At 68.7% G+C, this 26,126-nt stretch carries 25 protein-coding genes; 15 read left to right on the plus strand and 10 right to left on the minus strand.

The genetic code is table 11. From position 1 onward, the window contains the following. The first annotated feature begins 6 nt into the window (after positions 1–6). Both lspA and DEU34_RS15355 read left to right on the plus strand, forming a co-directional pair. The gene (lspA, locus tag DEU34_RS15350; RefSeq protein ID WP_121151803.1) at positions 7–639 is read left to right on the plus strand and encodes a signal peptidase II; all 633 of its coding nucleotides are present in this window, start codon (positions 7–9) and stop codon (positions 637–639) included. 2 nt (positions 640–641) lie between these two features. Continuing rightward, complete coding sequence (locus DEU34_RS15355) at positions 642–1,562, plus strand: RluA family pseudouridine synthase (RefSeq protein ID WP_121151805.1); 921 nt, start codon at positions 642–644, stop codon at positions 1,560–1,562. 152 nt (positions 1,563–1,714) lie between these two features. Here the strand turns inward: DEU34_RS15355 and DEU34_RS15360 are convergent, their stop codons facing one another. Beyond that, positions 1,715–2,188: an NUDIX domain-containing protein gene (locus DEU34_RS15360; RefSeq protein ID WP_121151807.1), complete on the minus strand. Its 474-nt coding sequence runs from the start codon at positions 2,186–2,188 to the stop codon at positions 1,715–1,717. Positions 2,189–2,292: 104 nt separating this feature from the next. On the opposite strand from DEU34_RS15360, the gene dnaE reads away from it, so the two are divergent. The 5 genes from dnaE (at position 2,293) to DEU34_RS15385 (ending at position 9,946) form a co-directional block, all read left to right on the plus strand. Beyond that, positions 2,293–5,763: a DNA polymerase III subunit alpha gene (dnaE, locus tag DEU34_RS15365; protein WP_396652138.1), complete on the plus strand. Its 3,471-nt coding sequence runs from the start codon at positions 2,293–2,295 to the stop codon at positions 5,761–5,763. A 144-nt stretch (positions 5,764–5,907) separates the two neighbouring features. Then, positions 5,908–7,068 carry a hypothetical protein gene (locus tag DEU34_RS16535; protein WP_259460201.1) on the plus strand — a complete coding sequence of 387 codons (1,161 nt, stop codon included), beginning with the start codon at positions 5,908–5,910 and terminating at the stop codon, positions 7,066–7,068. Positions 7,069–7,100: 32 nt separating this feature from the next. Beyond that, entirely contained in the window at positions 7,101–8,402 is a 1,302-nt protein-coding gene (gene hisD / locus DEU34_RS15375; protein ID WP_121151811.1) for a histidinol dehydrogenase, read from the plus strand. Positions 8,403–8,414: 12 nt separating this feature from the next. Beyond that, positions 8,415–8,900: a transcriptional regulator NrdR gene (gene nrdR, locus DEU34_RS15380; RefSeq protein ID WP_121151813.1), complete on the plus strand. Its 486-nt coding sequence runs from the start codon at positions 8,415–8,417 to the stop codon at positions 8,898–8,900. 23 nt (positions 8,901–8,923) lie between these two features. Continuing rightward, on the plus strand, positions 8,924–9,946 hold the full coding sequence (locus DEU34_RS15385; protein WP_121151815.1) for a quinone-dependent dihydroorotate dehydrogenase: 1,023 nt from the start codon (positions 8,924–8,926) through the stop codon (positions 9,944–9,946). Between the two features lie 6 nt (positions 9,947–9,952). Here DEU34_RS15385 and DEU34_RS15390 read toward each other — a convergent pair whose 3' ends face one another. After that, positions 9,953–10,525: a DUF3043 domain-containing protein gene (locus DEU34_RS15390; RefSeq protein WP_121151817.1), complete on the minus strand. Its 573-nt coding sequence runs from the start codon at positions 10,523–10,525 to the stop codon at positions 9,953–9,955. Between the two features lie 45 nt (positions 10,526–10,570). Between DEU34_RS15390 and DEU34_RS15395 the strand changes: the two genes are divergently transcribed. The 6 genes from DEU34_RS15395 to DEU34_RS15420 all read left to right on the plus strand — a co-directional run bounded on the left by DEU34_RS15395 (position 10,571) and on the right by DEU34_RS15420 (position 16,507). Next, positions 10,571–11,965: a dipeptidase gene (locus tag DEU34_RS15395; RefSeq protein WP_121151819.1), complete on the plus strand. Its 1,395-nt coding sequence runs from the start codon at positions 10,571–10,573 to the stop codon at positions 11,963–11,965. 69 nt (positions 11,966–12,034) lie between these two features. Next, complete coding sequence (gene erpA, locus DEU34_RS15400) at positions 12,035–12,400, plus strand: iron-sulfur cluster insertion protein ErpA (RefSeq protein ID WP_116648436.1); 366 nt, start codon at positions 12,035–12,037, stop codon at positions 12,398–12,400. A gap of 207 nt (positions 12,401–12,607) precedes the next feature. Then, complete coding sequence (gene coxB, locus DEU34_RS15405; RefSeq protein ID WP_259460202.1) at positions 12,608–13,510, plus strand: cytochrome c oxidase subunit II; 903 nt, start codon at positions 12,608–12,610, stop codon at positions 13,508–13,510. A gap of 5 nt (positions 13,511–13,515) precedes the next feature. Next, positions 13,516–15,282: a cytochrome c oxidase subunit I gene (gene ctaD, locus DEU34_RS15410; RefSeq protein ID WP_121151823.1), complete on the plus strand. Its 1,767-nt coding sequence runs from the start codon at positions 13,516–13,518 to the stop codon at positions 15,280–15,282. Then, positions 15,283–15,714 carry a cytochrome c oxidase subunit 4 gene (locus DEU34_RS15415; protein WP_121151825.1) on the plus strand — a complete coding sequence of 144 codons (432 nt, stop codon included), beginning with the start codon at positions 15,283–15,285 and terminating at the stop codon, positions 15,712–15,714. It abuts the gene before it with no gap. Positions 15,715–15,718: 4 nt separating this feature from the next. Then, a complete protein-coding gene (locus tag DEU34_RS15420; protein ID WP_121151827.1) occupies positions 15,719–16,507 on the plus strand; it encodes a PP2C family serine/threonine-protein phosphatase in 789 nt (262 codons plus the stop codon). Here DEU34_RS15420 and DEU34_RS15425 read toward each other — a convergent pair. From DEU34_RS15425 to DEU34_RS15445, 5 genes are all read right to left on the minus strand, one after another. Beyond that, entirely contained in the window at positions 16,477–16,926 is a 450-nt protein-coding gene (locus tag DEU34_RS15425; RefSeq protein ID WP_121151830.1) for a rhodanese-like domain-containing protein, read from the minus strand. The genes DEU34_RS15420 and DEU34_RS15425 overlap by 31 nt on opposite strands. 148 nt (positions 16,927–17,074) lie before the next feature. Further along, complete coding sequence (locus DEU34_RS15430; RefSeq protein ID WP_121151831.1) at positions 17,075–18,886, minus strand: cytochrome bc complex cytochrome b subunit; 1,812 nt, start codon at positions 18,884–18,886, stop codon at positions 17,075–17,077. A 44-nt stretch (positions 18,887–18,930) separates the two neighbouring features. Beyond that, positions 18,931–20,010: a ubiquinol-cytochrome c reductase iron-sulfur subunit gene (locus DEU34_RS15435; protein ID WP_116648442.1), complete on the minus strand. Its 1,080-nt coding sequence runs from the start codon at positions 20,008–20,010 to the stop codon at positions 18,931–18,933. A 45-nt stretch (positions 20,011–20,055) separates the two neighbouring features. Continuing rightward, positions 20,056–20,859, minus strand: a complete 804-nt coding sequence (locus tag DEU34_RS15440) for a c-type cytochrome (RefSeq protein ID WP_121151833.1) — start codon at positions 20,857–20,859, stop codon at positions 20,056–20,058. A gap of 19 nt (positions 20,860–20,878) precedes the next feature. After that, complete coding sequence (locus DEU34_RS15445; RefSeq protein WP_121151835.1) at positions 20,879–21,508, minus strand: heme-copper oxidase subunit III; 630 nt, start codon at positions 21,506–21,508, stop codon at positions 20,879–20,881. Between the two features lie 170 nt (positions 21,509–21,678). Here DEU34_RS15445 and trpD point away from each other — a divergent pair, with 170 nt between their 5' ends. After that, positions 21,679–22,746: an anthranilate phosphoribosyltransferase gene (trpD, locus tag DEU34_RS15450; RefSeq protein WP_121151837.1), complete on the plus strand. Its 1,068-nt coding sequence runs from the start codon at positions 21,679–21,681 to the stop codon at positions 22,744–22,746. Between the two features lie 27 nt (positions 22,747–22,773). Next, a complete protein-coding gene (locus DEU34_RS15455; protein ID WP_183042520.1) occupies positions 22,774–23,766 on the plus strand; it encodes a PHP domain-containing protein in 993 nt (330 codons plus the stop codon). An 11-nt stretch (positions 23,767–23,777) separates the two neighbouring features. On the opposite strand, the gene DEU34_RS15460 is transcribed toward DEU34_RS15455, so the two are convergent. From DEU34_RS15460 to DEU34_RS15470, 3 genes are all read right to left on the minus strand, one after another. After that, on the minus strand, positions 23,778–24,095 hold the full coding sequence (locus DEU34_RS15460) for an SHOCT domain-containing protein (RefSeq protein WP_121152058.1): 318 nt from the start codon (positions 24,093–24,095) through the stop codon (positions 23,778–23,780). Between the two features lie 129 nt (positions 24,096–24,224). After that, positions 24,225–24,887, minus strand: a complete 663-nt coding sequence (locus DEU34_RS15465; protein ID WP_121151841.1) for a response regulator transcription factor — start codon at positions 24,885–24,887, stop codon at positions 24,225–24,227. Continuing rightward, on the minus strand, positions 24,884–26,053 hold the full coding sequence (locus tag DEU34_RS15470; RefSeq protein WP_183042521.1) for a sensor histidine kinase: 1,170 nt from the start codon (positions 26,051–26,053) through the stop codon (positions 24,884–24,886). Before DEU34_RS15470 ends, DEU34_RS15465 begins: the two co-directional genes overlap by 4 nt. Positions 26,054–26,126 lie beyond the last annotated feature (73 nt).

The following is a 26,126-nucleotide window of genomic DNA, read 5'->3' on the forward strand; positions in this document are numbered from 1 at the left end:
GGCTCGGTGCCACGCCGAGACCCCCTGCGTAAGGCGGCGGCCGGCGCCATCATCGCGATCCTCGCGGTGGTGGTGCTGGCCGCCGACCAGTTCGCGAAGTACCTCGCGATCGAGAACCTCCCGCCCGAACGGGTGGTTCCGGTACTGGGCGACTTCCTGCAGCTCTACCTGATCCGAAACCCCGGAGCGGCGTTCTCGCTGGGCGAGGGCGTCACCTGGATCTTCACCATCGCCCTCGCGGCCGTCGCCGTGGCGATCGTCTGGATCGCGGTCACCCGCCTGCGTTCGCGGGCATGGGCGATCGTGCTCGGTCTGCTGCTCGGCGGTGTGCTGGGCAATCTGACGGATCGGCTCTTCCGCGAACCCGGATTCGCGGTCGGTCACGTCGTCGACTACATCTCCACCCCGTGGATGATGCCGGCGATCTACAACATCGCCGACATGTTCATCGTCACGATGATGATCGGCGTCGCCATCATCGTTCTCGTCGGTCTGCGCTTCGACGGCACCCGTGAGCCGCGTCGCGGGTCGGACGACGCCGAGGCCGACGCATCCGACCCCGCCTCCGACACTACGGCGGCCGGAACCGGCGCACCGGCGCCCGGCGCCGTCGAACCCGGCGACCCGGCCGGGCGCTGACCGTGGAGTCGCGCTCGCTCCCGGTTCCCGACGGGCTCGACGGCACGCGCGTCGACGCGGCCCTGGCAAAGATGCTCGGCTTCTCGCGCACGTTCGCCGCGGAGGTCGCCGACGCCGGCGGGGTGACCCAGGACGGCCGGGCGGTCGAGAAGTCGGACCGCCTCCGCGCGGGCGCCTGGCTGAGCGTCGAGTGGACGCCCCGGCGCGAACCCGAGATCGTCCCCACCGCCGTCCCCGACCTCGGCATCGTGTACGACGACGACGACATGGTCGTGGTGGACAAACCGGCCGGCGTCGCGGCGCACCCGTCGGTCGGCTGGGAGGGGCCGACGGTGCTGGGCGCCCTCGCGGCGGCGGGCTTCCGCATCGCCACGACCGGTGCCGCCGAGCGGCAGGGCGTCGTGCACCGCCTGGACGTCGGCACGAGCGGGCTCATGGTGGTCGCGAAGAGCGAGAACGCCTACACCGCTCTGAAGCGTGCCTTCAAAGAGCGTGAGGTGGAGAAGATCTATCACGCGATCGTTCAGGGGCACCCCGACCCGCTCTCGGGCACGATCGACGCGCCCATCGGCCGTCACCCCACGCACTCCTGGAAGTTCGCGGTCACCCCGTCGGGCAAGGACTCCGTCACGCACTACGAGACGATCGAGGCGTTCCCGGGGGCCTCGTTGCTCGAGATCCACCTCGAGACCGGTCGCACCCACCAGATCCGCGTGCACATGGCGGCCCACCGGCATCCGTGCGTCGGCGACCCGTTGTACGGCGCCGACCCCACGATCTCCGCCCGCCTCGGGCTCACCCGGCAGTGGTTGCACGCCCATCGTCTCGCCTTCGCGCACCCCGCGACCGGCGAGTGGTCGACCTTCTCCTCCGACTACCCCGCGGATCTTGCCCGCGCGCTCGAGATCCTCCGCGCCGACTGACCCGCCCTCTCGCAGGAATGTGGCGCATTCCGGCGAATGACCGCAGCGGACGCTGGGGTCATACGCCGGAAAGTGGCGCAGTCGCTCGTCGAAGGGCCGGACGGATGCTGCGCACGGCGACGACGTCGTCGGATCGAGGTCGTCGGAGGCGCTCAGGCGCCCTGCTCGAACCGCGCCTCGGGGCGGTCGTCGAGGGCCGACGCGATCCGGGCGCGCATCTCGTCGCCGACGTCGGTGGGGTCGTCGAGGCGGTACCAGCCGACCTCGGTCATCTCGCCGTCCGCCGGGTACGGATCACCCGAGACCCAGCTGCAGCGGAAGGTCAGATCGAGGTAGTCGCTCTGGTCGCCGTTGTCGTAGGTGACCCGAGGGATCTGGTGCACCCAGCTCAGGCGATCGGCGCGGATCACGACGCCCGCCTCCTCCAGAGCCTCCCGGCACGCGGCATCGGCGGGTTCCTCTCCCGGGTCCACGATGCCGGTGACGGGCGTCAGTGCGCCGTTGTCGGACCGGCGGCCGAGGAGCACCTCGTCGGCGCGGACGATCACGGCGGTGACGCCGACGAGGGGGAGCGGGCGCGTGCCGACCAGCTCACGCAGTTCGAGCACGAAATCGGGGGTGGGCATGCCACAACGGTAGCGGGGAGGGCGACCGTGTCTGAGCCCGAACGTAGACTCGGGACGTGGCAGCAGACTCCTTCGTTCACCTCCATGTGCACAGCGAGTACTCGATGCTCGACGGCGCGGCCCGGATCGGGCCCATGGTCCAGGAGGCGGCCCGGCTCGAGATGCCGGCGATCGCCGTCACCGACCACGGCAACACCTTCGCGGCCTACGAGTTCTACAAGACCGCGAAAGACGCCGGCATCAAGCCGATCATCGGCATCGAGGCCTACGTCACCCCGGGCACGCACCGCTCCGACAAGGCCCGCGTGCGGTGGGGCAGCCCCGAGCAGCAGAGCGACGACGTCTCGGGTTCGGGTGCGTACACCCACATGACCCTGCTCTCCGAGACCACCCAGGGCATGCACAACCTGTTCCGGTTGTCGTCGAAGGCGAGCATGGAGGGGTACTACTTCAAGCCCCGCATGGACCGCGAACTGCTCCAGACCTACTCCAAGGGGCTCATCGCCACCACCGGCTGCCCCTCGGGCGAGGTGCAGACCCGCCTGCGCCTCGGCCAGTACGACGCCGCGAAGGCCGCCGCCGCCGAGTTCCAAGACATCTTCGGCCGCGACAACTACTTCGTCGAGATGATGGACCACGGCCTCTCGATCGAGCGGCGCGTCATGGGCGATCTGCTGAAGATCGCGAAGGAACTCAACATCCCGCTCGTCGGCACGAACGACCTGCACTACACGCACCAGCACGACGCGACGAGTCACGCCGCGCTTCTCTGCGTGCAGTCCGGATCCACCCTCGACGACCCGAAACGCTTCAAGTTCGACGGCGACGGCTACTACGTCAAGACCGCCGCCGAGATGCGGCAGGTCTTCCGCGACCACCCCGAGGCCTGCGACAACACGCTCCTCATCGCCGAGCGCTGCGACGTCGAGTTCGACACCTCGGCCAACTACATGCCGCGTTTCCCCGTGCCCGCGGGCGAGACCGAAGAGTCGTGGTTCGTCAAAGAGGTCGAGAAGGGCCTCGAATACCGCTACCCCGAGGGCATCTCCGACGAGGTGCGCAAGCAGGCCGAGTACGAGACCGGCGTCATCGTGCAGATGGGCTTCCCCGGTTACTTCCTCGTCGTCGCCGACTTCATCAACTGGGCGAAGGAGAACGGCATCCGCGTCGGGCCCGGGCGAGGCTCCGGTGCGGGATCGATGGCGGCGTACGCGATGCGCATCACCGACCTCGACCCGTTGCAGCACGGTCTGATCTTCGAGCGCTTCCTCAACCCCGACCGCGTCTCGATGCCCGACTTCGATGTCGACTTCGACGACCGCCGCCGCGGCGAGGTCATCCAGTACGTCACCGAGAAGTACGGCAGCGAGCGGGTCGCCCAGATCGTGACTTACGGCACCATCAAGGCGAAGCAGGCGCTGAAAGACGCCGGGCGCGTGCTCGGCTTCCCGTTCAGCATGGGGGAGCGGCTCACCAAGGCCATGCCGCCGGCGGTGATGGGCAAAGACATGCCCCTCGGCGGCATGTTCGACAAGAACCACCCCCGGTACAAGGAGGCGTCGGAGTTCCGCACCGTCATCGAGACCGATGCCGAGGCCAAGACGGTCTTCGACACGGCGGTCGGCCTCGAGAACCTGAAGCGCCAGTGGGGCGTGCACGCGGCCGGTGTCATCATGTCGAGCGAGCCGCTGATCGACATCATCCCGATCATGCGCCGCGAGCAGGACGGTCAGATCGTCACGCAGTTCGACTACCCCGCGTGCGAGTCGCTCGGCCTGATCAAGATGGACTTCCTGGGGTTGCGCAACCTCACGATCATCAACGACGCGCTCGACAACATCGAGGCGAACCGGGGTCACCCGCTCGTTCTCGAAGACCTGCCCCTCGATGATCGCGGCGCCTACGACCTGCTCACGCGCGGTGATTCGCTCGGCGTGTTCCAGCTCGACGGCGGCCCCCTGCGGAGCCTCATGCGGCTCATGCGGCCCGACAACTTCGAAGACATTTCAGCCCTCATCGCGCTGTACCGTCCCGGTCCCATGGGCGCGAACTCGCACATCAACTACGCGCTCCGTAAAACGGGCCAGCAAGAGATCACGCCGATCCACCCCGAGCTCGAAGAGGCGCTGTCCGACATCCTCGACACGAGCTACGGCCTGATCATCTACCAGGAGCAGGTGATGGCGATCGCGCAGCGCGTGGCCGGCTTCACCCTCGGCGAGGCCGACATCCTCCGCCGGGCGATGGGCAAGAAGAAGAAGTCCGAGCTCGACAAGCAGTACGCGGGCTTCGAGGGCGGCATGAAGAAAAACGGCTTCAGCGAAGCGGCCGTCAAGACCCTGTGGGACATCCTGCTGCCGTTCTCCGACTACGCCTTCAACAAGGCGCACTCGGCCGCCTACGGCATGATCTCGTACTGGACCGCCTACCTGAAGGCGCACTATCCGGCCGAGTACATGGCAGCGCTGCTCACGAGCGTCGGCGACTCGAAAGACAAGATGGCCGTCTACCTCAACGAGTGCCGTCGCATGGGCATCAAGGTGCTGCCGCCCGACGTCGGTCAGTCGATCCGCTACTTCGCGGCCGTCGGCGAAGACATCCGCTTCGGACTCGGCGCGGTGCGCAACGTCGGCGCGAACGTGGTCGACGGAATCGTCGCGGCCCGCGCCGACGGACCCTTCACGTCGTTCCACGACTACCTCGCCCGCGTACCCGGGCCTGCAGCGAACAAGCGCACGGTCGAGTCGCTCATCAAGGCGGGTGCGTTCGACTCGATGGGTGCGACGCGCCGTGCGCTCCACGAGATCCACGAGGATGCTGCAGAAGCGGCGGTCGACGTGAAGCGGAAGGAAGCGACGGGGGCCATCGGCTTCGACTTCGACAGCCTGTACGACGAGGCCGAGGAGGCCGTCCCGGCCAAGGTTCCCGACCGTCCGGAGTGGACGAAGAAGGACAAGCTGGCCTTCGAGCGCGAGATGCTCGGCCTCTACGTGTCCGACCACCCGCTGGCCGGCCTCGAGGTGCCGCTCGCCAAGCACGCGTCGACCAGCATCCACGACCTTCTGGCGTCGGAGAGCATCGAGGACGGCGATCAGGTGACCGTCGCGGGCCTGGTGACGAGCGTGCAGCACCGCGTGGCGAAGGCCAGCGGCAATCCCTACGGCATGATCACGGTCGAGGACTTCGACGGCGAGGTCACCGTCATGTTCATGGGCAAGACCTACCAGGAGTTCTCGCCCGTCCTCCAGCAGGACTCGATCCTCGTGGTGCGGGGGCGCGTGTCCCGGCGCGACGACGGGCTGAACCTGCACGCGCAGTCGGCGCTGTCGCCCGACCTGGGCGCCGTGGATGCCGCCGGGCCGCTCGTGCTGCTGATGCCCGAGCAGCGTGCCACCGAGGTGCTCGTGAAAGACCTCGCGGAGGTGCTGGAGCGCCATCGCGGCGAGACCGAGGTGTCTCTCCGACTGCACCGGGGAGGCATGGCCAAGGTCTTCGAGGTGCCCCTGCCCGTGCGAGTCACCGCCGATCTGTACGGCGAGCTGAAGGGACTGCTGGGTCCGAACTGCCTCGGCTGACATCCCGCCCGCGCGCAGCCCGTGAGCGTCTCGATCGTCGTCGCCGAGAGTGACGCCGAACGTCGCGCCGCGCAGGGATTCGACACGACGCGCGACTAAGATCGGACGGCGCGCACCCCCGGCGCAACAGCGGAGAGGACCATCGTGACCGACGAGAATCTGAACGACAAGAACCTGGGCGCCACCTCCGTGGACGAACCCACGGCGCAGTCGGACGACCAGGTCGTGGCGACCGAGAGCGCCAGCGGCGAGCCCGAGGCCTCGTCGTCGACGGATGCGGATGACGCGAAGGCCGCGGGTGCTCCGCCGCAGTACGGCGTCGGACCCTTCTCGGTCCGCGAGGTCGCCCTGGGCGGAGTGTGGCTCGTCGCGTTCGTCGTGTCGTTCTTCCCCGTGAACCTCCTCGTCGGGGCGCCGGCCGCGCTCGTCGGCGGACTGAACGTGTGGGTGTCGGGCCTGGCCTGGATCCTCTCGATCGGCGTGCCGACGGTCGCCGTCTTCCTCGTCTTCCTCCGCCGGCTCTCGCCGCAGGGGATCCCGCGTGTCGGGTCGCTCGGCATCGATCAGTTCGCCTCGGTGGCCTTCTCCGTCGCCGCGATCTACTGGCTCCAGTCGGTGTGGGAGACCGTCGCGATCTCGATCGAGACGGGCGCCTGGGTGCGTTCGTGGGTGATCTGGGTCGAGCTCGTCCTGATGCTCGCCGGCGTCGTGCTCACCGTCTTCGCCCCCTTCATCCCTTCCCTCGAGCAGGACTTCCAGGACCGCCGCGAGGTGCCCGCGCACCGCAATGCCCGTCCGATCCGCGGAGTCGTCGCCCGGCCGAAGACCCCGCGCCCGGAGCGCCCCGCACCGGCACCCGCCGAGCAGCACGCGGCTCCGGCCTACGTTCCGCCGGTAGCGCACGACACCGGTTCGTATGACTCCGGCTCCCAGCCGGCCGCTGCCGATCAGTCCGACACCGGCGCTTTCAGCAGCCCGACCGCCGACACCGGCGCCTACGGCACCGACGTCTTCGCCCCGCTGCACACCGGTGAGACCACGCAGACCTCCGACGACGACTGGGCACCCGCGAACGACGACACCGTCCGCACCACCCAGATCCCCGCACAGGCGCAGACGCAGGCCTTCTGGGCGCTCGTGCCGGTCGAGCGCGACGTCGTCGACGACTACGGCAACCCGCTCTTCCGCATCGGCCCGACAGCCTGGGCGCTCGTCATCGAAGACCGGGGCGAAGCCTTCGTCGTCCGGCACGAAGACGGTCGCGTGGGCTATCTCCACGACGTCACCGGCGTCACGCGCGGCTGAGGGTCACCGGCTCCAGCCGGTAGCCTGGACGGATGCTTCGAACCATCGATCTGCGCGGTCGCGTCCTGTCACCGGCCGAGTTCCTCGCCGCCGTTCCGCGTGCCGAAGGAGCCCGCGACGAGGCGTTGAGCGTCGCCTCGGAGATCGTCGCCGACGTCGCGGAGCGCGGTGAGGCCGCGCTCCGCGAACAGGCCACCGCGTTCGACGGGGTCAGCGACCACGACCTCCGGGTTCCGGCATCCCACCTCGTCGAGGCACTCGGCCAGCTCGCCCCCGATGTGCGAGCCGCTCTCGAGGAGGCCGTCGCGCGGGTGCGCCGGGCGTCCGCTGCGCAGGTGCCCGCACCGGTCGTGACCGAGCTCGCGCCGGGCGCGCGGGTGGCGCAGCGCTGGCAGCCCGTGCGCCGCGTGGGCGTCTACGTTCCGGGCGGCAAGGCCGTATACCCGTCGAGCGTCGTGATGAACGTGGTTCCGGCGCAGGTCGCGGGCGTTTCCCAGGTCGCCCTCACGTCGCCGCCCCAGCGCGAGTTCGGCGGGCGGGTGCACCCCACGATCCTCGCGGCCGCCCACCTCCTCGGCGTCACCGAGGTCTACGCGCTGGGCGGCGCCGGCGCGATCGGTGCGCTCGCCCATGGCGTATCGGCCATCGGCCTCGAGCCGGTCGACGTCGTGACAGGCCCGGGCAACAACTTCGTCGCCGCCGCCAAGCGCGTTGTCGCCGGGCGGGTCGGCACCGACTCGGAGGCCGGTGCCACCGAGATCCTCGTCGTCGCCGATGCCTCGGCCGACGCCCGGTTGGTCGCCGCCGATCTCGTCAGTCAGGCCGAGCACGACGAACAGGCCTCCGCGGTGCTCGTGACCGATTCGCCCGAGCTCGCCCTCGCCGTCTCGGCCGCCGTCGACGTCCGCGCCGCCGCGACCCGCCACAGCGAACGGGTAGCGGCGGCCCTCACCGGGCCGCAGTCGGCGATCGTCCTCGTCGACGACATCGCTGCGGCGACCGCGTTCAGCAACGCCTACGCACCCGAGCACCTCGAGCTGCAGCTGGAGAACGCCCGCCCGGAGGAGTTCGTGCACGCCGGAGCGATCTTCGTCGGCCCGCACACCCCGGTCAGCCTGGGGGATTACCTGGCGGGCAGCAATCACGTGCTCCCGACGGGCGGTCAGGCGCGCTTCCAGCCGGGTCTGTCGGCCGCCACCTTCCTGCGTCCGCAGCAGGTCATCGAGTACGACCGCGCCGCTCTCGCGACCGTGCGCGACGGAATCGTCGCCCTCGCCGAGGCCGAGGCCCTGCCGGCGCACGGCGAGGCCGTCGTGGCCCGGTTCGAGGCGTAGTCTTTCGGTGCCATGCACTGCCCCTTCTGCCGCCACCCCGATTCCCGTGTCATCGACTCCCGAACGAGCGATGACGGCCTCAGCATCCGTCGTCGACGCCAGTGCCCCCAGTGCGGCGGCCGGTTCTCCACGGTCGAGACCGCGAGCCTGAACGTGATCAAGCGCTCCGGCGTGATCGAACCGTTCAGTCGGGAGAAGGTCATGTCGGGCGTTCGCAAAGCCTGCCAGGGCCGCCCCGTGACCGACGCCGATCTCGCGATGCTGGCGCAGTCGGTCGAAGAAGCCGTTCGTCAGACCGGATCGTCGCAGATCGACGCAAACGAGATCGGTCTCGCCATCCTCGGCCCCCTGCGTGAGCTCGACGAGGTGGCGTTCCTGCGCTTCGCCAGCGTCTACCAGGCGTTCGAGTCGCTGGAGGACTTCGAGACGGCCATCGAGCAGCTGCGCGTGGATCACCGCGATCGTCGCCGCGTGCGCGACGCGGCGCAGGTCGACTGACACGGTCCAGTAATCTGGCGGGGATGTATCCCCTTCTCTTCCGGCACGTGCTGTCGCGCATCGACCCCGAGCGCGCCCACCACCTCGCCGTGCCGGTGATCCGGCTGTTCGGTGTCCGCCCGTTCTCCCGGGTCGTCCGCGCCATGACCGCGCCCGCTCCCGAACTGCGCACGCGGGCCCTCGGCCTCGAGTTCGACTCGCCGTTCGGTGTGGCCGCCGGGTTCGACAAAGACGTGCGCATGGTTCGCGGTCTCGAAGCGCTCGGTTTCGGACACGTCGAGGTCGGCACGCTCACGGCTCTCGCGCAGCCCGGCAACCCCCGTCCGCGCCTGTTCCGGCTCGTGGCAGACCGAGCGGTCATCAACCGGATGGGGTTCAACAACTCGGGTGCCGCCGCGGCCGCGGAACGCCTGCGGCGCCTGCGACGGCGCGACGGGCGCACCGTCGTCGGTGTGAACATCGGCAAGAGCCGCGCGGTCGACGTCGAGGTCGCGACCGCCGATTACGTGCGCAGTACCGAACTCCTCGCGCCGTTGGCCGACTACCTGGTCGTCAACGTGTCGTCACCGAACACCCCCGGCCTGCGCGGTCTGCAGGCCGTCGAGACGCTGCGTCCTCTGCTGGAGGCGGTGAGGGATGCTGCGGGCGGCACGCCACTGCTGGTCAAGATCGCCCCCGATCTCCCCGACGACGAGGTGCACGCGGTCTCGCGTCTGGCGGTGGACCTGGGCCTCGCCGGCCTGATCGCCACGAACACGACGATCTCGCGAGAAGGCCTCGCCACGCCCGCGGGTGTCGTCGAGGCGGCGGGAGCGGGCGGGCTCTCGGGGGCGCCGCTGAAGGAACGAGCCCTCGCGGTGCTGCGTCTCGTGCGCGAGGTCGTTCCGGCGGAGTTCGCCGTGATCTCGGCCGGAGGGGTCGAGACGGCCGACGACGTGCGAGAGCGCCTCGCCGCGGGCGCGACCCTGGTTCAGGGGTACACGGCGTTCCTGTACCGCGGACCCTTCTGGGCCCGCCAGATCAACCGCGGACTGCGCCGCGGGTGAGTCGGATCAGACCGGGTAGCCGCCGCGCTTGACCTGCGGCTTCGGCAGACGCATGAAGCGCATCTGCACGGTGCGCATCGCCGCGTACCAGCCCAGGCCCTTCTCCATGCGGGCCTCGCCGAACTTGGCGCGGGCTTCCTTCTTCACGCGGCGCCCGGTGAGCACCATGTCACCGATCGTCAGCAGGACGAAGACCATCAGCACCGGGTAGGCGAACAGCTGGATGTAGACGTTCGGGATCAGGGTGAACAGGATCACGAGGATCGCCATCGGCATGAGTGCCTCGCCGAGGTGCCAACCGGCGTCGACCCAGTCGCGGGCGAACCGGCGCTGCGGACCCTTGTCGCGCAGCGGGAGGTACTTGTCCTCACCGGCGGCCATACCGGCCCGAGCGCGGTCGCGGGCGACGGCCAGTTCGGCGCGGGCGCGAGCGCGGGCTTCCTTCGTGTCGGCCACCAGCGGGCGCTTGCGCGCGGCCTCCTGCTCGGCGCGCGTGGGCGTTGCGCGGCCCTTGCCGCTGCCGGGAGCGAACTCCTCTTCGGGAGCTTCGTTCGATGCGGGGGCGGGGGACTTGGCCACGGTGAACCTCGAAAACGTCGTTGCGGGAGCCTTAAGATTACCCGCATGACCCCCGAAACTTCCCGACAGGACGCTGTGCGCTCCGCCGCGACCGAAGGTATCCCGACCGCTCTCGCCGATCTCGGCGCCCTGGTGCGGATCCCGTCCATCGCCTGGCCGGCTTTCGACCAGACGCAGCTGGAGCGCAGCGCCGAGGCCGTGGCGGATCTCGCCCGTGAGATCGGGGTGTTCGATTCCGTGGAGGTCGCCCGCGCGGCGATCCCCGGAACCGACGAACTCGGCCAGCCCGCCGTCCTTGCGGTCCGTCGCGCGCGCAACGGGCGCCCGACCGTCCTGCTCTACGCCCACCACGACGTGCAGCCCCCCGGAGACGAGTCGCTCTGGGAGTCGCCGCCGTTCGAGCCGACGGTGCGCGGCGGCCGCCTCTACGGTCGCGGCGCCGCCGACGACAAGGCGGGCGTCATGGCGCACCTGGCCTCCCTCCGCGCACTCACCGCCGCCCTCGGCGACGACTTCGACCTCGGCGTCGCACTCTTCATCGAGGGGGAGGAGGAGTACGGCTCGCGCTCGTTCGCGACGTTCCTCTCCGACCACGCCGACGTGCTGCGCTCCGACGTGATCGTCGTCGCCGATTCGGGAAACTGGGACGAGAAGACGCCGGCTCTCACGGTCTCCCTCCGCGGCAACGCGCGGTTCACGCTGCGCGTGCGCACGCTCGACCACGCCTCGCACTCGGGCATGTTCGGCGGGGCCGTCCCCGACGCGATGCTCGCCACGGTCAAGCTCCTGTCAACCCTGTGGGATGACGACGGCGCGGTCGCGGTCGAGGGATTGCAGGAAAGGGATGCTGCCACGCCCGACTACACGGAGCAGACCCTCCGCTCGGAGACGGGGCTCCTCGACGGCGTCTCGCCCATCGGCACGGGCTCGTTCCTCGGACGCATCTGGAACAAGCCGTCCGTGACGATCACCGGCATCGACGCCACGAGCGTGGAGGCGGCGTCCAACACCCTCGCGCCCGAGACCTCGGTCGTCATCAGCGCGCGCGTCGCCCCCGGGCAGCGCGCCGAGGACGCCTATGCCGCGATCGAGGCGCACCTGCGCGCGCACGCCCCTTTCGGAGCGCAGCTGGAGTTCACCGACGTCGACTGCGGTGACGCGTTCCTCGTCGACACGAGCGGGTGGGCCGTCGACGACGTGCGCGACGCCTTCCGGGAGGGCTACGGCGTCGAGCCGGTCGACGTGGGCGTGGGCGGTTCCATCCCGTTCATCGCCGACCTGGTCCGCGAGAACCCCGGCGCGCAGATCCTCGTCACCGGGGTGGAGGACCCGCACTCCCGGGCGCACAGTCCGAACGAGTCGCTGCACCTCGACACCTTCCGCAAAGCCGTGGTGTCGGAGGCCCTCCTGCTCGAGAAGCTCGACGCGCGCACGATCTGATCGAGCCCGCTCCGCCGGGGGCGGCGTACAATTGCAGCATCCGTTCGCCCCACACGCCCGAGGAGAGTCATGACCGACACTGCCCTGTCGACCGAGCCGACCGTCCGTGACCACGGTGTGTCGCTGACCGATACCGCCGCCGAGAAGGTCAAGAGCCTGCTCAGCCAGGAGGGTCGCGACGACCTCCGTCTGCGCGTGGCGGTCCAGCCCGGCGGCTGCTCCGGACTCATCTACCAGCTCTACTTCGACGAGCGCTTCCTCGACGGCGACAAGGCCGTGGACTTCGACGGCGTCGAGGTCATCGTCGACGACATGAGCGTCCCGTACCTCGACGGCGCGAAGATCGATTTCAAAGACACGATCTCCGAGCAGGGCTTCACCATCGACAACCCGAACGCTGCCGGCAGCTGCGCCTGCGGCGACTCGTTCCACTGAGACGAGCCCGCGGCCGTCAGGCCGTTCGACGTCGAGAGATCTCGACGGCCCGTCGATCGCAGACGACACGCGCAGACCCGCGGAAGTGACCGGAAATCCGGTGGCTTCCGCGGGTTTCGTCGTTTCGTACCTGAATGCTTGGCCCGAGAACCATAAGAGGTTGCTCTAGACTGAGACAGCAATATTCTCGACCCGGAAAGGTGCACTGTGCCCTTGAAGACAGCGCCCTCCAGACGACGCCTCCGCCTGGCCGCACTTCCCGTCGGGATCGCCACGGCGCTCGTCCTGGCCGGCTGCACGACGACCGAGCTCAACGGGTTCCTCCCCGGCTTCACCGACGACGGTGTGCAGGCGACGAACCACACCGAGATGATCTCGGGCCTGTGGGTGAACTCCTGGCTCGTCCTCCTCGCGGTGGGCATCGTGACCTGGGCGCTCATGCTCTGGTCGGTCATCGTCTACCGCCGCCGCAAGGGCCAGACCGGCCTTCCCGTGCAGTTGCGCTACAACATGCCGATCGAGATCTTCTACACCGTCGTGCCCCTGATCCTCGTCGTCGGCTTCTTCGCGTTCACCGCGCGTGACCAGACCATCCTCGAGACGCAGTACGACGACCCCGACGTCTCGATCACCGCGTTCGGCAAGCAGTGGGCATGGGACTTCCAGTACAACGGCGACCGCGAGGACAACTCCGACGCCGTGTGGACCATGGGCGTCCAGGCCGAGCCCGCCTCGAACGGCGACGTCGACCAGGATGCACTGCCGACGCTGTACCTCCCGGTGAACAAGACCGTGAAGATCGAGCTGCAGTCGCGCGACGTGATCCACTCCTTCTGGATCATCGACTTCCTGTACAAGAAAGACATGTACATCGGTCGCGACAACTACATGTCGTTCACGCCGACGCGTGAGGGAACCTACGCCGGCAAGTGCGCCGAGCTCTGCGGCGAGTACCACTCGGCGATGCTTTTCAACGTCAAGGTCGTCAGCGAGACGGAGTACGAGAGCTACCTCTCGACCCTCCGTTCGGACGGACAGACCGGCGACATCGATGACGCCTACGACCGGTTGCAGAACAACACCGGCTTCGGCACTGCTGTGGAAGGTTAAGGCTGATGACGACCACACTTCCCCCGGAAGAGGCGACGGGCGCCTCGCGTCCGACGACCCTTCCTCCTCGGCAGGCGGCGCTGCTCACCTCCTCGCGCATCGAGCAGAAGGGCAACGTCTTCGTCAAGTGGATCACCTCCACCGACCACAAGACCATCGGGTACATGTACCTGATCGCCTCGGTGATCTTCTTCTGCCTCGGCGGCGTCATGGCGCTGATCATCCGTGCCGAGCTCTTCGAGCCCGGCATGCAGATCGTGCCCACGAAAGAGCAGTACAACCAGCTCTTCACCATGCACGGCACGATCATGCTCCTCATGTTCGCGACACCGCTGTTCGCGGGCTTCGCGAACGCGATCCTGCCGCTGCAGATCGGTGCACCCGACGTGGCGTTCCCGCGTCTGAACTCCTTCGCGTTCTGGCTCTTCCTCTTCGGCTCGACCATCGCGGTCGCCGGCTTCCTCACCCCGGCCGGTGCCGCAGGCTTCGGATGGTTCGCGTATCAACCGCTCGCGAACGCCAGCTTCTCGCCGGGCGTCGGGGGAAACCTCTGGATGCTCGGCCTCGGCATGAGCGGCTTCGGAACCATCCTCGGTGCGGTGAACTTCATCACCACGATCCTGACGATGCGCGCCCCCGGTATGACGATGTGGCGCATGCCGATCTTCACGTGGAACACGCTGATCACCAGCATCCTGATCCTGCTCGCGTTCCCCGTGCTGGCCGCCGCGATCTTCGCCGCCGCCGCCGACCGCGTTCTGGGTGCGCACATCTACGATCCGCAGAACGGCGGTGTTCTGCTCTGGCAGCACCTCTTCTGGTTCTTCGGGCACCCCGAGGTCTACATCATCGCTCTGCCGTTCTTCGGCATCGTGTCGGAGATCTTCCCGGTCTTCAGCCGTAAGCCGATCTTCGGATACAAGACGCTCGTCTACGCGACGATCGCGATCGCCGCCCTCTCGGTCGCCGTCTGGGCCCACCACATGTACGTGACGGGTGCGGTGCTGCTGCCGTTCTTCGCGCTGATGACGATGCTGATCGCGGTGCCGACGGGTGTGAAGATCTTCAACTGGATCGGCACGATGTGGCGGGGCTCGGTGACCTTCGAGACGCCGATGGTCTTCGCGCTCGGCTTCCTCCTGACCTTCGTCTTCGGTGGTCTGACCGGCGTCATCCTCGCGTCGCCGCCGCTCGACTTCCACCTGTCCGACTCGTACTTCGTCGTCGCGCACTTCCACTACGTGGTGTTCGGCACGGTGGTGTTCGCGATGTTCGCCGGCTTCTACTTCTGGTGGCCGAAGTGGACGGGTCGCATGCTGAACGAGCGCCTCGGCTTCGTGCACTTCTGGATGCTGTTCATCGGCTTCCACATGACGTTCCTCATCCAGCACTGGCTGGGCGTCGACGGCATGGTGCGTCGTTACGCCGACTACTCGGCAGCCGACGGCTGGACCTGGCAGAACCAGGTCTCGACCGTGGGCGCGATGATCCTCGGTGCCTCGATGATCCCGTTCTTCCTCAACGTGTGGATCACCTCCCGGAAGGCTGCCCGCATCACGGTCAACGATCCGTGGGGTTACGGCGCGTCGCTCGAGTGGGCGACGTCGTGCCCGCCGCCGCGTCACAACTTCACGTCCATCCCGCGCATCCGCAGCGAGCGGCCCGCGTTCGACCTGAACCACCCCGAAGCCGGCATCCCGGTCGGTGTGGGTCCGGCGAAGGACGCACCCGAAGCGCCGGTCGTCGATGCGGACCAGGGAAAGGTCAAGTAAGTGCGTACCAACGTCGGTCTCTGGTGGATGCTGTCCGCCTTCTTCCTCCTTCTCGCGGTCGTCTACACGGTCTGGTCACTGCTCTACTACCAGGGTGACTTCGTCAACCGCATCGAGTGGGTCGGTTCGACGGCGCTGCTGTTCACGTCGATCATGTCGGCGCTCATCGCGTACTACGTCCAGCACGTGCACCGCGCGCAGGGTGGCGAGCTGCCCGAAGACGTCCTCACCGCTGACATCGACGACGGCGACCCCGAGCTCGGCGAGTTCAGCCCGTGGTCGTGGTGGCCGCTCGTGCTGGCCGGATCGGCCGCGGTCGCGATCCTCGGTCTGGCCGTCGGCACGTTCCTGATGCCCATCGGGCTTGCTCTGTTCGCTGTCGCCATCGTCGGCTGGGTGTTCGAGTACTACCGCGGGTACTTCGCGCGCTGACCTCGTGCCCATCCGGCTGAGAGCGGCCGCCGTCTCCGATGTCGGCATCCACCGCGAGACGAATCAGGATGCGGCTTTCACCGCACCCTGGGGAGCAGCGGTCGCCGACGGCGTCGGTGGTGGCCCGTCGGGCGATCTCGCCTCGGCTGCCCTCATTCACCGGTTGGTGGCCGAAGGTGCGATGATCCCCGATCCCGAGACGCTCGTCGTACGGATCCGCGAGGCGAACTGGGACATCCGCGCGCACGTCGAGCGTGACCCCGCTCTGCGGGGTATGGCGACCACGTTCACCGGTCTGTTCCTGGGAGCGGCGGGTGACCTGTTGGTGGCTCACACCGGCGATTCGCGTGCGTACCTCCTGCGAGACGGCTGGTTCACGCGCGAGACCCGCGATGACTCGTACGTGCAGGCGCTCGTGGATCACGGGCTTCTCGCCCCCGAGGCCGCGGCATCGCACCCGCGACGCAACATCATCACGGCATCGCTCGGGGGCGGTGAGGACGACACGATCTCGGTGCTCGAACGTCAGCCGGTCGTCGGCGACCGGTGGCTGCTGTGCAGCGACGGCCTGACCGACTACGTACCCGAGCTCGACATCGTCGAGCTGCTGCGTTCAGCCGGCACCGCGGTCGATGCCGCGGCCGACATCGTCGCTCTCGCCCTCGAAGCCGGCACGCGCGACAACGTGACCGCCGTCGTCTGCGATGTCGTCGACACCGAGGCGGGGGCGGAGCATCCGGTCTTCTACGGCTCCGCCGGCCGCTACTTCACCGAGGACGTCGAAACGGCCTGAGCGCGGTCTTGGCGCGTGTTCCTCACGATGGTGACGAGCGGGTCGAAGATGCGGGGGAGCGGCCCGTCGTCGTCTTCAGTGGGGTATCCCTCGCGAACCCAGTACTCGTATCCGCCGATCATCTCTTTCACGGTGAATCCGAGTAGAGCGAACGCGAGCGCCCCGCGCACGCCGCCGTTGCAGCCGGGGCTCCAGCAGTACACGACGACGGGGACCGCCGGGTCGAGCTCGTCGAGCGCGCGCGACGCGATCTCGGCGTGGGGGAGGTGCACGGCCCCGCTGATGCGTCCCTGGCGCCACGCCTCTGCGTTGCGGACATCGACGAGGACGAACCCACGGGCGGCGCGCTGGTCGGTGTAGACGTCGGCGGGATCGGTTTCGTGCGCGAGCCGGGTGGCGAAGAAGGCGGGGTCGGTCATGGTTCGACGCTAGGGCCCGGGCGAGAGCGGCGCGAGCGGTCGAGGCGTCACGCGACGAAGGATTCCTGACACGGAGGAGGGGCCAAAACGGTTGATGCCCCGGCCCGCACCTCGCAAGAGGCGGGCCGGGGCATCCGGATCGGGAGGACTACTTCTCGTCGTCCTTCTGAGGGTCGTTCCGCTCGGACGAGTTGGTCTCGTCGAGGATCTTCGGGGCGCGCATCTCCACGTCGGCACGCTCGTCGTGCGGCGCCATGACGGGACGACCGTCTTCAGCCGCCCGCTCGCGAGCGCCCTCGATCTCGAGAGCCTCTTCCTCGGCGAGGTGCTCGATCTCGTGGTGCTGGTGCGCGGCCGCGGCATCGAGTTCCGCCTGCGAGAGCGGAGCGAGACGGTCTTCGAAGAACCAGCGCGAGACGCCGGCGCGAAGGTTCTCGTGCCACGGGATCTGGCCCTTGGCGTTCGGCCGCACGACGAGCGGCTCGTACCCATCGTTCGAGACGAGCTTCCAGCGGTCGAACTCGTCGACCGGCTGGTGCACCTCGATGTACTCGCCACCGGGGAGGCGCACGATGCGGCCCGACTCGTAGCCGTGGAGAACGATCTCGCGGTCCTTCTTCTGCAGCGCGATGCAGATGCGCTTGGTGACGAAGTAGGCGATGATCGGCCCGAGGATCAGCAGGGCCTGCAGGGTGTGGATGACGCCCTCCATCGTGACCCAGAAGTGCGTCGCGATGATGTCGGACGATGCCGCCGCCCACAGCACGGCGTAGAAGGTGACGCCGGCGGCACCGATGGCGGTGCGGGTCGCGGCGTTGCGCGGACGCTGAGCGATGTGGTGCTCGCGCTTGTCGCCCGTGACCCACGCCTCGATGAAGGGGTAGATCATGACGAGCACGATGAACAGACCCAGGATGGCGAGCGGCAGGATGATGTTCCACGAGAAGGTGTGGTCGAACAGCACCGTCTCGAGGTGCGGCGGCACCAGACGCAGCGCGCCGTCGGCGAAACCGATGTACCAGTCGGGCTGCGTACCCGCCGACACCGGCGACGGGTCGTAGGGGCCGTAGTTCCAGATCGGGTTGATCGTGAACATCGCGGCGATCGTGACGATCACACCGAAGACGATGAAGAAGAATCCGCCCATCTTCGACGCGTACACCGGGAGGATCGGGTAGCCCACGACATTGCTGTTCGTGCGGGCGGGGCCGGCGAACTGCGTGTGCTTGTTGACGATCATCAGCATGAGGTGCACCGCGAGCAGCGCCACGAGGATCGCGGGGAGCAGCAGGATGTGCAGCGTGTAGAGGCGACCGACGATCGCCGTTCCCGGGAACTCGCCACCGAACAGGAGGAACGAGATCCAGGTGCCGATGAGCGGGATGCCCTTGACCATGCCGTCGATGATGCGCAGACCGTTGCCGGAGAGCAGGTCGTCGGGGAGCGAGTAGCCTGTGAAGCCCTCGGCCATGGCCAGGATGAAGAGGATGAAGCCGATGACCCAGTTGAGCTCGCGGGGCTTGCGGAACGCGCCCGTGAAGAACACGCGGAGCATGTGCACGCCGATGCCGGCGATGAACGTGAGGGCCGCCCAGTGGTGGATCTGCCGGACGAGCAGACCACCGCGCATGTCGAACGAGATGCGCAGGGTCGAATCCATCGCGGCCGACATGGCGATTCCGCGCATCGGCTCGTACGCGCCGTCGTAGTGCGTCTCGACCATCGAGGCCTGGAAGAAGAACGTCAGGAACGTTCCCGACAGCAGCACGACGACGAAGCTCCACAGAGCGACCTCACCGAGCATGAACGACCAGTGGTCGGGGAAGATCTTGCGTCCGAGCTCCTTGACGAGGCCCGAGATGCTCGTGCGCTCGTCGAGATAGTTGGCTGCGGCGCCGACGAAGCGGCCGCCCAGCGGCTTGCCGTCGCGCCCGGCCTCGGGCTTCGGCGTTTCGGTCACCGCCGGCTCGAGGGTGACGTTATCGGTGGGGTGAGATCCGGTACTCAATGACGCTCCCAGAAGCTCGGTCCGACGGGTTCGGTGAAGTCGCTACGAGCGACGAGGTAGCCCTCGTCGTCGACGGTGATGGGCAGCTGCGGCAGCGGACGCGCGGCGGGCCCGAAGATGACCTTCGCGCCGTCGGCCACGTCGAACTGCGACTGGTGGCAGGGGCACAGCAGGTGGTGGGTCTGCTGCTCGTAGAGGGCGACGGGGCAGCCGACGTGCGTGCAGACCTTGGAGTACGCGACGATGCCGTCGTACGACCAGTCCTTCTTGTCATCGGCCTCGGTGAGCTGCTCGGGGAGCATGCGCATGAGCAGCACGATCGCCTTGGCCTTCTCCTCGAGGTACCCCTCGTCGTGGCCGAGGTCGGCGAGCTCTTCGGGGATGACGTGGAACGCGGAACCGAGGGTGACGTCCGCAGCGCGGATGCGACGACCCGACGGGTCGTGGGCGAGGTGCGAGCCCTCCTTCCACATGGTGTGGCTGAGGAGCGCCACCGGGTTTCCGGCGATGGGGTTCTCGGGGGAGTTCTCCGGTGCGAGGCCGCGGAAGAGCGTGATGCCGGGGATGACCGAGGCGACCAGTGCGGCGAAGAGGGAGTTGCGGATGACCTCGCGGCGTCCGAAGCCCGACTCCTCGTTCGCGTCGACGAAGACGTTGATGGCGCCTTCACGCGTCGCGTCGCGACCGCGCGTCGCGTGACGCGGCTCGATGTACTCCTTGTCGGACATGACGGCCTTCGACCAGTGGATCGCGCCGATGCCGATGGCCAGCAGGGCGAAGCCGATGCCGAGTCCGATGAAGAGGTTGTTGTTGCGGATGTCGATCATCTCGCCCGACTCGATCGGGAAGATCATGTAGGCGATGCTGGCCCAGAGGCTGGCGGCGACCGACAGGTAGAACAGCGTGTAGACCGTGCGGACCGCGCGGCGCATGGCCTTGGGGTCCTGGTCGGTGACGCGGTGACGGTGGGGAGGCAGTTCCGTCCCCTGCACGGGGTCGGGCACCACGACAGCGAGCCCGGAGGCGGGCTTCCATGAAGCCCTCTCGTGCTCGAGCGCGTCTTCCTCGTGTGCCATGTTGCTCCTCGTGCGTGTGATGTGTCGTGCGGGCGTCGGTCGAAGCTAGTTCGACTTCGCCGTGATCCAGACGGTGAGGGCGATCAGCGAACCGATGCCGAACACCCAGATGAACAGGCCCTCGGAGACGGGGCCGAGCGAACCCAGCGTGAAGCCGCCGACCGACGGGCTCTCCTGGTTGTAGAGCAGGTAGGAGATGATGTCGCGCTTGTCTTCGACGGTCAGGTTCAGGTTGTTGAAGACGGGCATGTTCTGCGGGCCCGTGACCATGGCGGCGTACATGTTGACCGGGGTCGTGGTGTGCAGGTTGGGGGCGTACTTGCCCTCGGTCAGCGCACCGCCGGCGCCGGCGACGTTGTGGCACATCGCGCAGTTGATGCGGAACAGCTCGGCGCCGTTGGCCAGGTCGCCTCCACCGTCGAGGGTCTCCTCGTCGGGGAATGTGGGGCCGGGGGACGTCGACTGGACGTACTTGCCGATCGCGTCGATCTGCTCCTCGGTGAACTGGACGGGCTTCTGCGGCGCCTGCGGAGCCTGCGCCTGCAGGGGCATGCGCCCGGTGGAGACCTGGAAGTGCACCGACAGCTCACCGGCGCCGTAGAGCGACGGCCCGGCTTCGGACCCCTGCAGGTCCATGCCGTGGCAGGTCGCGCAGTTCGCCTGGAACAGCTTCTGTCCGTCTTCGACCGTCAGCGTGGACGTCGTCGCGGAGGTGTCGTCGGTCGCGGCCATCGCGGCGGACGCACCGGCGTAGATGCCGCCGGTGAGGAGCAGGCCGATGCCGATGAGTGCGGCCGCTGCCAGGGGGCTTCGGCGGCCGTTGGAGCGGCGCTTCTTCTCTCGTGCCATGTCGGGGTGCAGCTCCGCTCTATTTCAGGAAGTAGATGACAGCGAACAGGGCGATCCAGACCACGTCGACGAAGTGCCAGTAGTACGACACGACGATGGCGGTGGTCATCTCTTTGCGCCCGAAGTTCTTCACGGCGTACGCGCGTCCGATGACGAGGAGGAAGGCGATGAGGCCGCCCGTCACGTGCAGGGCGTGGAAGCCGGTGGTCAGGTAGAAGGCCGACGCATATGCGTTGGCGGTGATGGGCATGCCCTCGGCGACGAGCTGGGCGTACTCCCACACCTGTCCGGAGACGAAGATCGCGCCGAGCGCGAAGGTGAGGAAGAACCACTCGACCATGCCCCAGCCGAGCATGCCGCGCTTCTTCGTCGAGTAGGGCTGGTACCGCTCGGCGGCGAACACGCCCATCTGGCAGGTCACCGATGACAGCACGAGGATGATCGTGTTGCCCAGCGCGTACGGAACGTTCAGTAGCGCGCTCTCCTGCTCCCACAGACCGGAGGAGGTGCTGCGCAGCGTGAAGTAGATGGCGAACAGGCCGGCGAAGAACATGACCTCGCTGCCGAGCCAGACGATGGTGCCCACGGCAACCGGGTCCGGCCGCTTCACGGAGCGCAGAGCCTGGGAGTATGTCGCTGGGGTCGTCACCTGACCATTATGGACGATTTCGGCGTCGTAGTTTCGCACCGCCGACCCAACAAACTGCTTCGTCTAACTAAGCAATGCCTAAGAATCGTCCGCGAGTTCACTGGATGCCGGGTGGGATGCGGGCGCCAGAACCGCACGGTCATGCGGGCGGCCCTCACTAGGATCGAATCATGGCGGAGCGGTATTCCTGGCCCGAAATTCTCACGATGCTCCTCGACGGGCGCGACCTCAGCGTGTCGGAGTCGACCTGGGCGATGCAGCAGGTGATGGCGGGCGACGCCACGCCGTCGCAGTTGGCGGCCTTCCTCGTGGCGCTGCGGGCGAAGGGCGAGACGGTCGACGAGATCGTCGGCTTCCGCGACGCGATCCTCGAGGCCGCCGTCGGGTTGCCGGTCAAGGCCGACGTGCTCGACATCGTGGGTACCGGTGGCGATCGTCACCGCACGGTCAACGTCTCGACGATGTCGGCGATCGTCGCGGCCGCGGCGGGCATCCCCGTCGTCAAGCACGGCAACCGTGCGGCCAGTTCGGCCTCCGGGTCGTCCGATGTGCTGCGCGAGCTCGGCATCGACCTGACGCTCTCGCCCGAGGCGGTCGCCGAGACGCTCGAGCGCACCGGCCTCACCTTCGCTTTCGCGACGGCGTTCCATCCCGGATTCCGCCACGCCGGTCCGACGCGTGCCGAACTCGGCATACCGACGGTGTTCAACTTCCTCGGCCCCCTCTGCAACCCGGCGCGCGCCGAAGCGAACGCGGTGGGTGTGGCCCACCTCGACCGCGTCCCGTTGATCACGGGGGTCTTCCGCACCCGCGGCGCGACCGCGCTCGTCTTCCGCGGCGACGACGGTCTCGACGAGCTGACGACGACGGGCCACAGCCGCCTGTGGGAGGTCAGCCGCGGCGACGTGCACGAGCACGACCTCGATCCTCGAGACCTGGGTATCCGCTTCGCCGACCTCGACGACCTCCGCGGCGGGTCGCCCGCCGACAATGCCGAGGTCGTCCGTCGCGTGCTCGCCGGCGACACCGGTCCGGTGCGCGACATCGTGCTCCTCAACACGGCGGCCGGCATCGTCGCGTTCCGGCTCTTCCAAGACCCGACGCAGGTGCAGCGCCCGATCGTCGAGCGTCTCGCGGAGGGAATGGCTGCCGCTGCCCAGGCCATCGACGACGGCCGCGCGGCGGCGAAGCTCGACGACTGGGTCGAGACGAGCCGGTCGCTCGCGACGCCGTCGTAGGGCCTGAACCGAGGAGGGGAGATCGACGTGGATCCGCTCGACGCGCTGAACGAGATCGCCTACCTGCTCGAGCGGGAGCGCTCCTCTCGCTACAAATCGAAGGCGTTTCGCACGGCAGCGGAGGTCATCGCCGACCTCGATGACGCCGCCCGGCGCGACCCGGCGCTCCGCCGTCGCAAGGGCATCGGCGACTCCACCTTCGCCGTGATCACCCAGGCGCTCGACGGGCACGTGCCCGACTACCTCGTCGATCTGAGGGAGAAGACGGGTGTCGCGGCCGGCTCCGAGCTGCGGGGGCTCATTCGGGGAGACCTGCACAGCCATAGCGAGTGGTCGGACGGTCTGACCCCCATCGAGCTCATGGTCGATGCGGGGCGCCGGCTCGGGCACGAGTATCTGGCCCTGACCGACCATTCCCCGCGCCTGCGCGTCGCGAACGGTCTGTCGCCCGAGCGGCTCCGTGAACAGATGGGCATCGTCGCGTCGTTCCGCGGGGGCGGCTTCACCCTCCTCACCGGTATCGAGGTCGACATCCTCGACGACGGTGCGCTCGACCAGGAGGACGACCTGCTCGCTGAACTGGACGTGGTCGTCGCATCCGCCCATTCCCAGCTCCGCATGGAGAGCGGTCCGATGACGCGTCGGCTGGTCGGCGCGGTCTCCCACCCGAGGGTCGACGTGCTCGGTCACGTCACCGGGCGCCTCGTCGAGGGGGCGCGGGGAACGCGGCCCCCCTCGACGTTCGACCCGCACGCCGTGTTCGAAGCGGCCGCGGCGCACGGGGTGGCGGTCGAGATCAACTCGCGGCCCGAGCGCCAGGATCCTCCCGACGAACTGATCGCGATCGCGCTCGAGGCGGGGTGCCTGTTCTCGATCGACTCCGACGCGCACGCGCCGGGCCAGCTCTCCCTCATCGACTACGGCGCCGCCCGGGCGGAGCGGGCGGGTGTGCCCGCCGATCGTGTCGTCACCACCTGGTCGCTCGACCGCCTGCGGGACTGGCTCGACCGCCCGCGGTGACCGCCCGCGGGTCAGCCGGGCTGCGCGTTGGCGCGCAGCACCTCGAGCCGCGCGCGGTACTCGGTCTCATCGATGTCACCCTTGGCGAACCGCTCGGCAAGCGTGGCCTCGGCCTGGTGCGCCGGATTGCGCCGGCCGCCGGGCCCGAAGCCGCCGGCTGCGGCGGCGCGGCGCCACCGACGGCCGAACACGGCGAAGAACACGCCGATCAACATGATCCAGAACAGGGGGATCAGCAGGAACCACCAGCCGAAGCCGGGGCCGCCCCACCCTCCGGGGTGATGGGCGGACAGATGAGCGGCCGCCGCGGCGACCAGGGGTGCGGACATGGGGTTCCTCTCCGTCGGGTCGCGGAAGATCGCGACCGGATGCGTCGAGTCCACTCCCATCGCGGTCGCCGCGAATCCTCCCGGGGGAGGCACTTCGCGTGCATCCGGCGCAGTAGCTTCGGCCGGCGTCTACTGCCACCCGGGCGCGACAAGACCGGACTCGTACGCCAGCACGACCAGCTGGGCACGATCGCGCGAGTGCGATTTCTGCAGGATGCGCGAGACGTGCGTCTTCGCCGTCAGGGGAGACAGCACGAGCCGCTCGGCGATCTCGTCGTTCGTCAGACCCTGCGCGACCAGGCGCAGCACCTCGCGCTCGCGGTCGGTCAACGCGGCCAGCAGCACAGGATCCGGACTCGCGCGCAGCCCGTCAGCGGCGCGCTCGAGCAGCCGCCGCGTCACGCCGGGTGAGAGCAGCGCGTCTCCGGCGACGGCCACCCGCACGGCGCGGATCAGGTCGGCGGGTTCGGTGTCCTTGACGAGGAAGCCGCTCGCCCCTGCCCGGATCGCCCGGCCGACGTACTCGTCGAGCTCGAAGGTCGTCACGATCACGACGCGCACGTGCTCCAGCGCGGTGTCGACCGCGATCTGCTCGGTCGTCCACAGTCCGTCTCCGTCGGGCATGCGGATGTCCATCAGCACGACGTCGATCGGTGTGGCGCGCAGCATCCGGAGCAGTTCCTCGCCCCCCGATGCTTCGGCGACGACGACGATGTCGGGCTCGGAGTCGAGCAGCGCCCGGAACCCGGCGCGCACGAGCTGGTGGTCGTCGGCGAGGGCGACGCGGATCACGGGGCGCCGCGCCAGGGGAGCCGGGCGGCGATGACGGTGCCGTGACGCGAGTCGGACGAGATCACGAGCGTGCCGCCGGCGAGCTCGGCTCGTTCGCGCATGCCGCGGATGCCGCCGCCGGCGACGTGGTCGGGAACCATCCCGGTGCCGTCGTCGCCGACCGTGGCGACGAGGTCGTCGGCGTCGCGTGCGAGCGTCACGGTGGCGGTGGTCGCTCCCGAGTGCCGCACGACGTTCGTGAGCGCCTCCTGCACGATGCGGTAGGCCGTCGTCTGCACGACGCTCGGCGGGGTCTGTCCGCGCAGTTCGTCGTCGAGCCTGACGTCGAGTCCGAGTCCCGACCGGTCGCGCGCGAGCAGCGACAGGTCGGCGAGCTGGGGTTGAGGAGTCAGCGGCGCGCTGGTCGCGTTCCGTTCGTCACCGCGGAGGAACGACAGGACGCCGCGCACTTCGTCGAGCCCCGTGGCGCTGAGGGCACGGATGCTTCTGAGCGCCTCGCGGGCGCGCTCCGGGTCGCGGTCGAACAGATGCAGCCCCACGCCGGACTGCACCGAGATCTGGCTCAGCGAGTGGGCGAGAACGTCGTGGAGCTCGCGGGCGATGCGCGCTCGTTCGTCCTGTTCCGCGGTGCGGCGTCGTTCGTTCAGCTGCGCCCGGCGCTCGTCGACGGCCGCGCGGCGGGCGCGGATCCCCTCGCCGATGGCGAAGCAGACGCCGAGCCCGACCGTCACGACCGCGACACGCAACGGGTGCCACGACGTGTCGGCGAGCACGCCCGCGATCGCGATCGCGACCACCCAGCCCACGCCGACGGCGCCGAGGGCCCAGAAGCGGGCGCCGCGCACGACGGCGCCGATGATCGCGAAGGCGAGGGCGAACATCGGCGGCCCCGCATCGGGGCGGACGAGCAGACCGGCCACGGTGAGGGCGGTGACGGCGACCACCGTCGGCCCGGGGAAGCGGCGGGCTCCGAGCAGGGCGAGTGCGGATGCGGCCGCAAGAGCGATCGCCAGCGCTGCGTTCGGTCCCCACGAGCGCCCGGCGGCGGTGATCGCGATCGTTGCGGGCACCTGGAGCACGAAGGCGACGATGACGGGCACGAACAGGGTGACCCCGGGCGGCGGGCGGAAGCGGGGCGCGCCGTCGTCCCAGGTGGTGCTCGGCATGCGCTCGATGCTACGCCGCGCCGGTGGGCCCGGCGTCGGCCGCACGGACCGCTGCGGTGTACTCCCGGGGGAG

Source organism: Microbacterium sp. AG1240 (assembly GCF_003635115.1).
Classification (GTDB): Bacteria; Actinomycetota; Actinomycetes; order Actinomycetales; family Microbacteriaceae; genus Microbacterium.

What these genes read in the sequence shown, in the direction of transcription:
- DEU34_RS15425 (WP_121151830.1), bottom strand. Translation starts at nt 16,926, where the DNA reads ATGACCGACCCCGCCTTCTTCGCCACCCGGCTCGCGCACGAAACCGAT.
- trpD (WP_121151837.1), top strand. Translation starts at nt 21,679, where the DNA reads ATGGCGGAGCGGTATTCCTGGCCCGAAATTCTCACGATGCTCCTCGAC.
- dnaE (WP_396652138.1), top strand. Translation starts at nt 2,293, where the DNA reads ATGCTCGACGGCGCGGCCCGGATCGGGCCCATGGTCCAGGAGGCGGCC.
- DEU34_RS15360 (WP_121151807.1), bottom strand. Translation starts at nt 2,188, where the DNA reads ATGCCCACCCCCGATTTCGTGCTCGAACTGCGTGAGCTGGTCGGCACG.
- ctaD (WP_121151823.1), top strand. Translation starts at nt 13,516, where the DNA reads ATGACGACCACACTTCCCCCGGAAGAGGCGACGGGCGCCTCGCGTCCG.
- nrdR (WP_121151813.1), top strand. Translation starts at nt 8,415, where the DNA reads ATGCACTGCCCCTTCTGCCGCCACCCCGATTCCCGTGTCATCGACTCC.
- DEU34_RS15435 (WP_116648442.1), bottom strand. Translation starts at nt 20,010, where the DNA reads ATGGCACACGAGGAAGACGCGCTCGAGCACGAGAGGGCTTCATGGAAG.
- DEU34_RS15385 (WP_121151815.1), top strand. Translation starts at nt 8,924, where the DNA reads ATGTATCCCCTTCTCTTCCGGCACGTGCTGTCGCGCATCGACCCCGAG.
- DEU34_RS15395 (WP_121151819.1), top strand. Translation starts at nt 10,571, where the DNA reads ATGACCCCCGAAACTTCCCGACAGGACGCTGTGCGCTCCGCCGCGACC.
- erpA (WP_116648436.1), top strand. Translation starts at nt 12,035, where the DNA reads ATGACCGACACTGCCCTGTCGACCGAGCCGACCGTCCGTGACCACGGT.
- DEU34_RS15470 (WP_183042521.1), bottom strand. Translation starts at nt 26,053, where the DNA reads ATGCCGAGCACCACCTGGGACGACGGCGCGCCCCGCTTCCGCCCGCCG.
- hisD (WP_121151811.1), top strand. Translation starts at nt 7,101, where the DNA reads ATGCTTCGAACCATCGATCTGCGCGGTCGCGTCCTGTCACCGGCCGAG.
- DEU34_RS15460 (WP_121152058.1), bottom strand. Translation starts at nt 24,095, where the DNA reads ATGTCCGCACCCCTGGTCGCCGCGGCGGCCGCTCATCTGTCCGCCCAT.
- DEU34_RS15440 (WP_121151833.1), bottom strand. Translation starts at nt 20,859, where the DNA reads ATGGCACGAGAGAAGAAGCGCCGCTCCAACGGCCGCCGAAGCCCCCTG.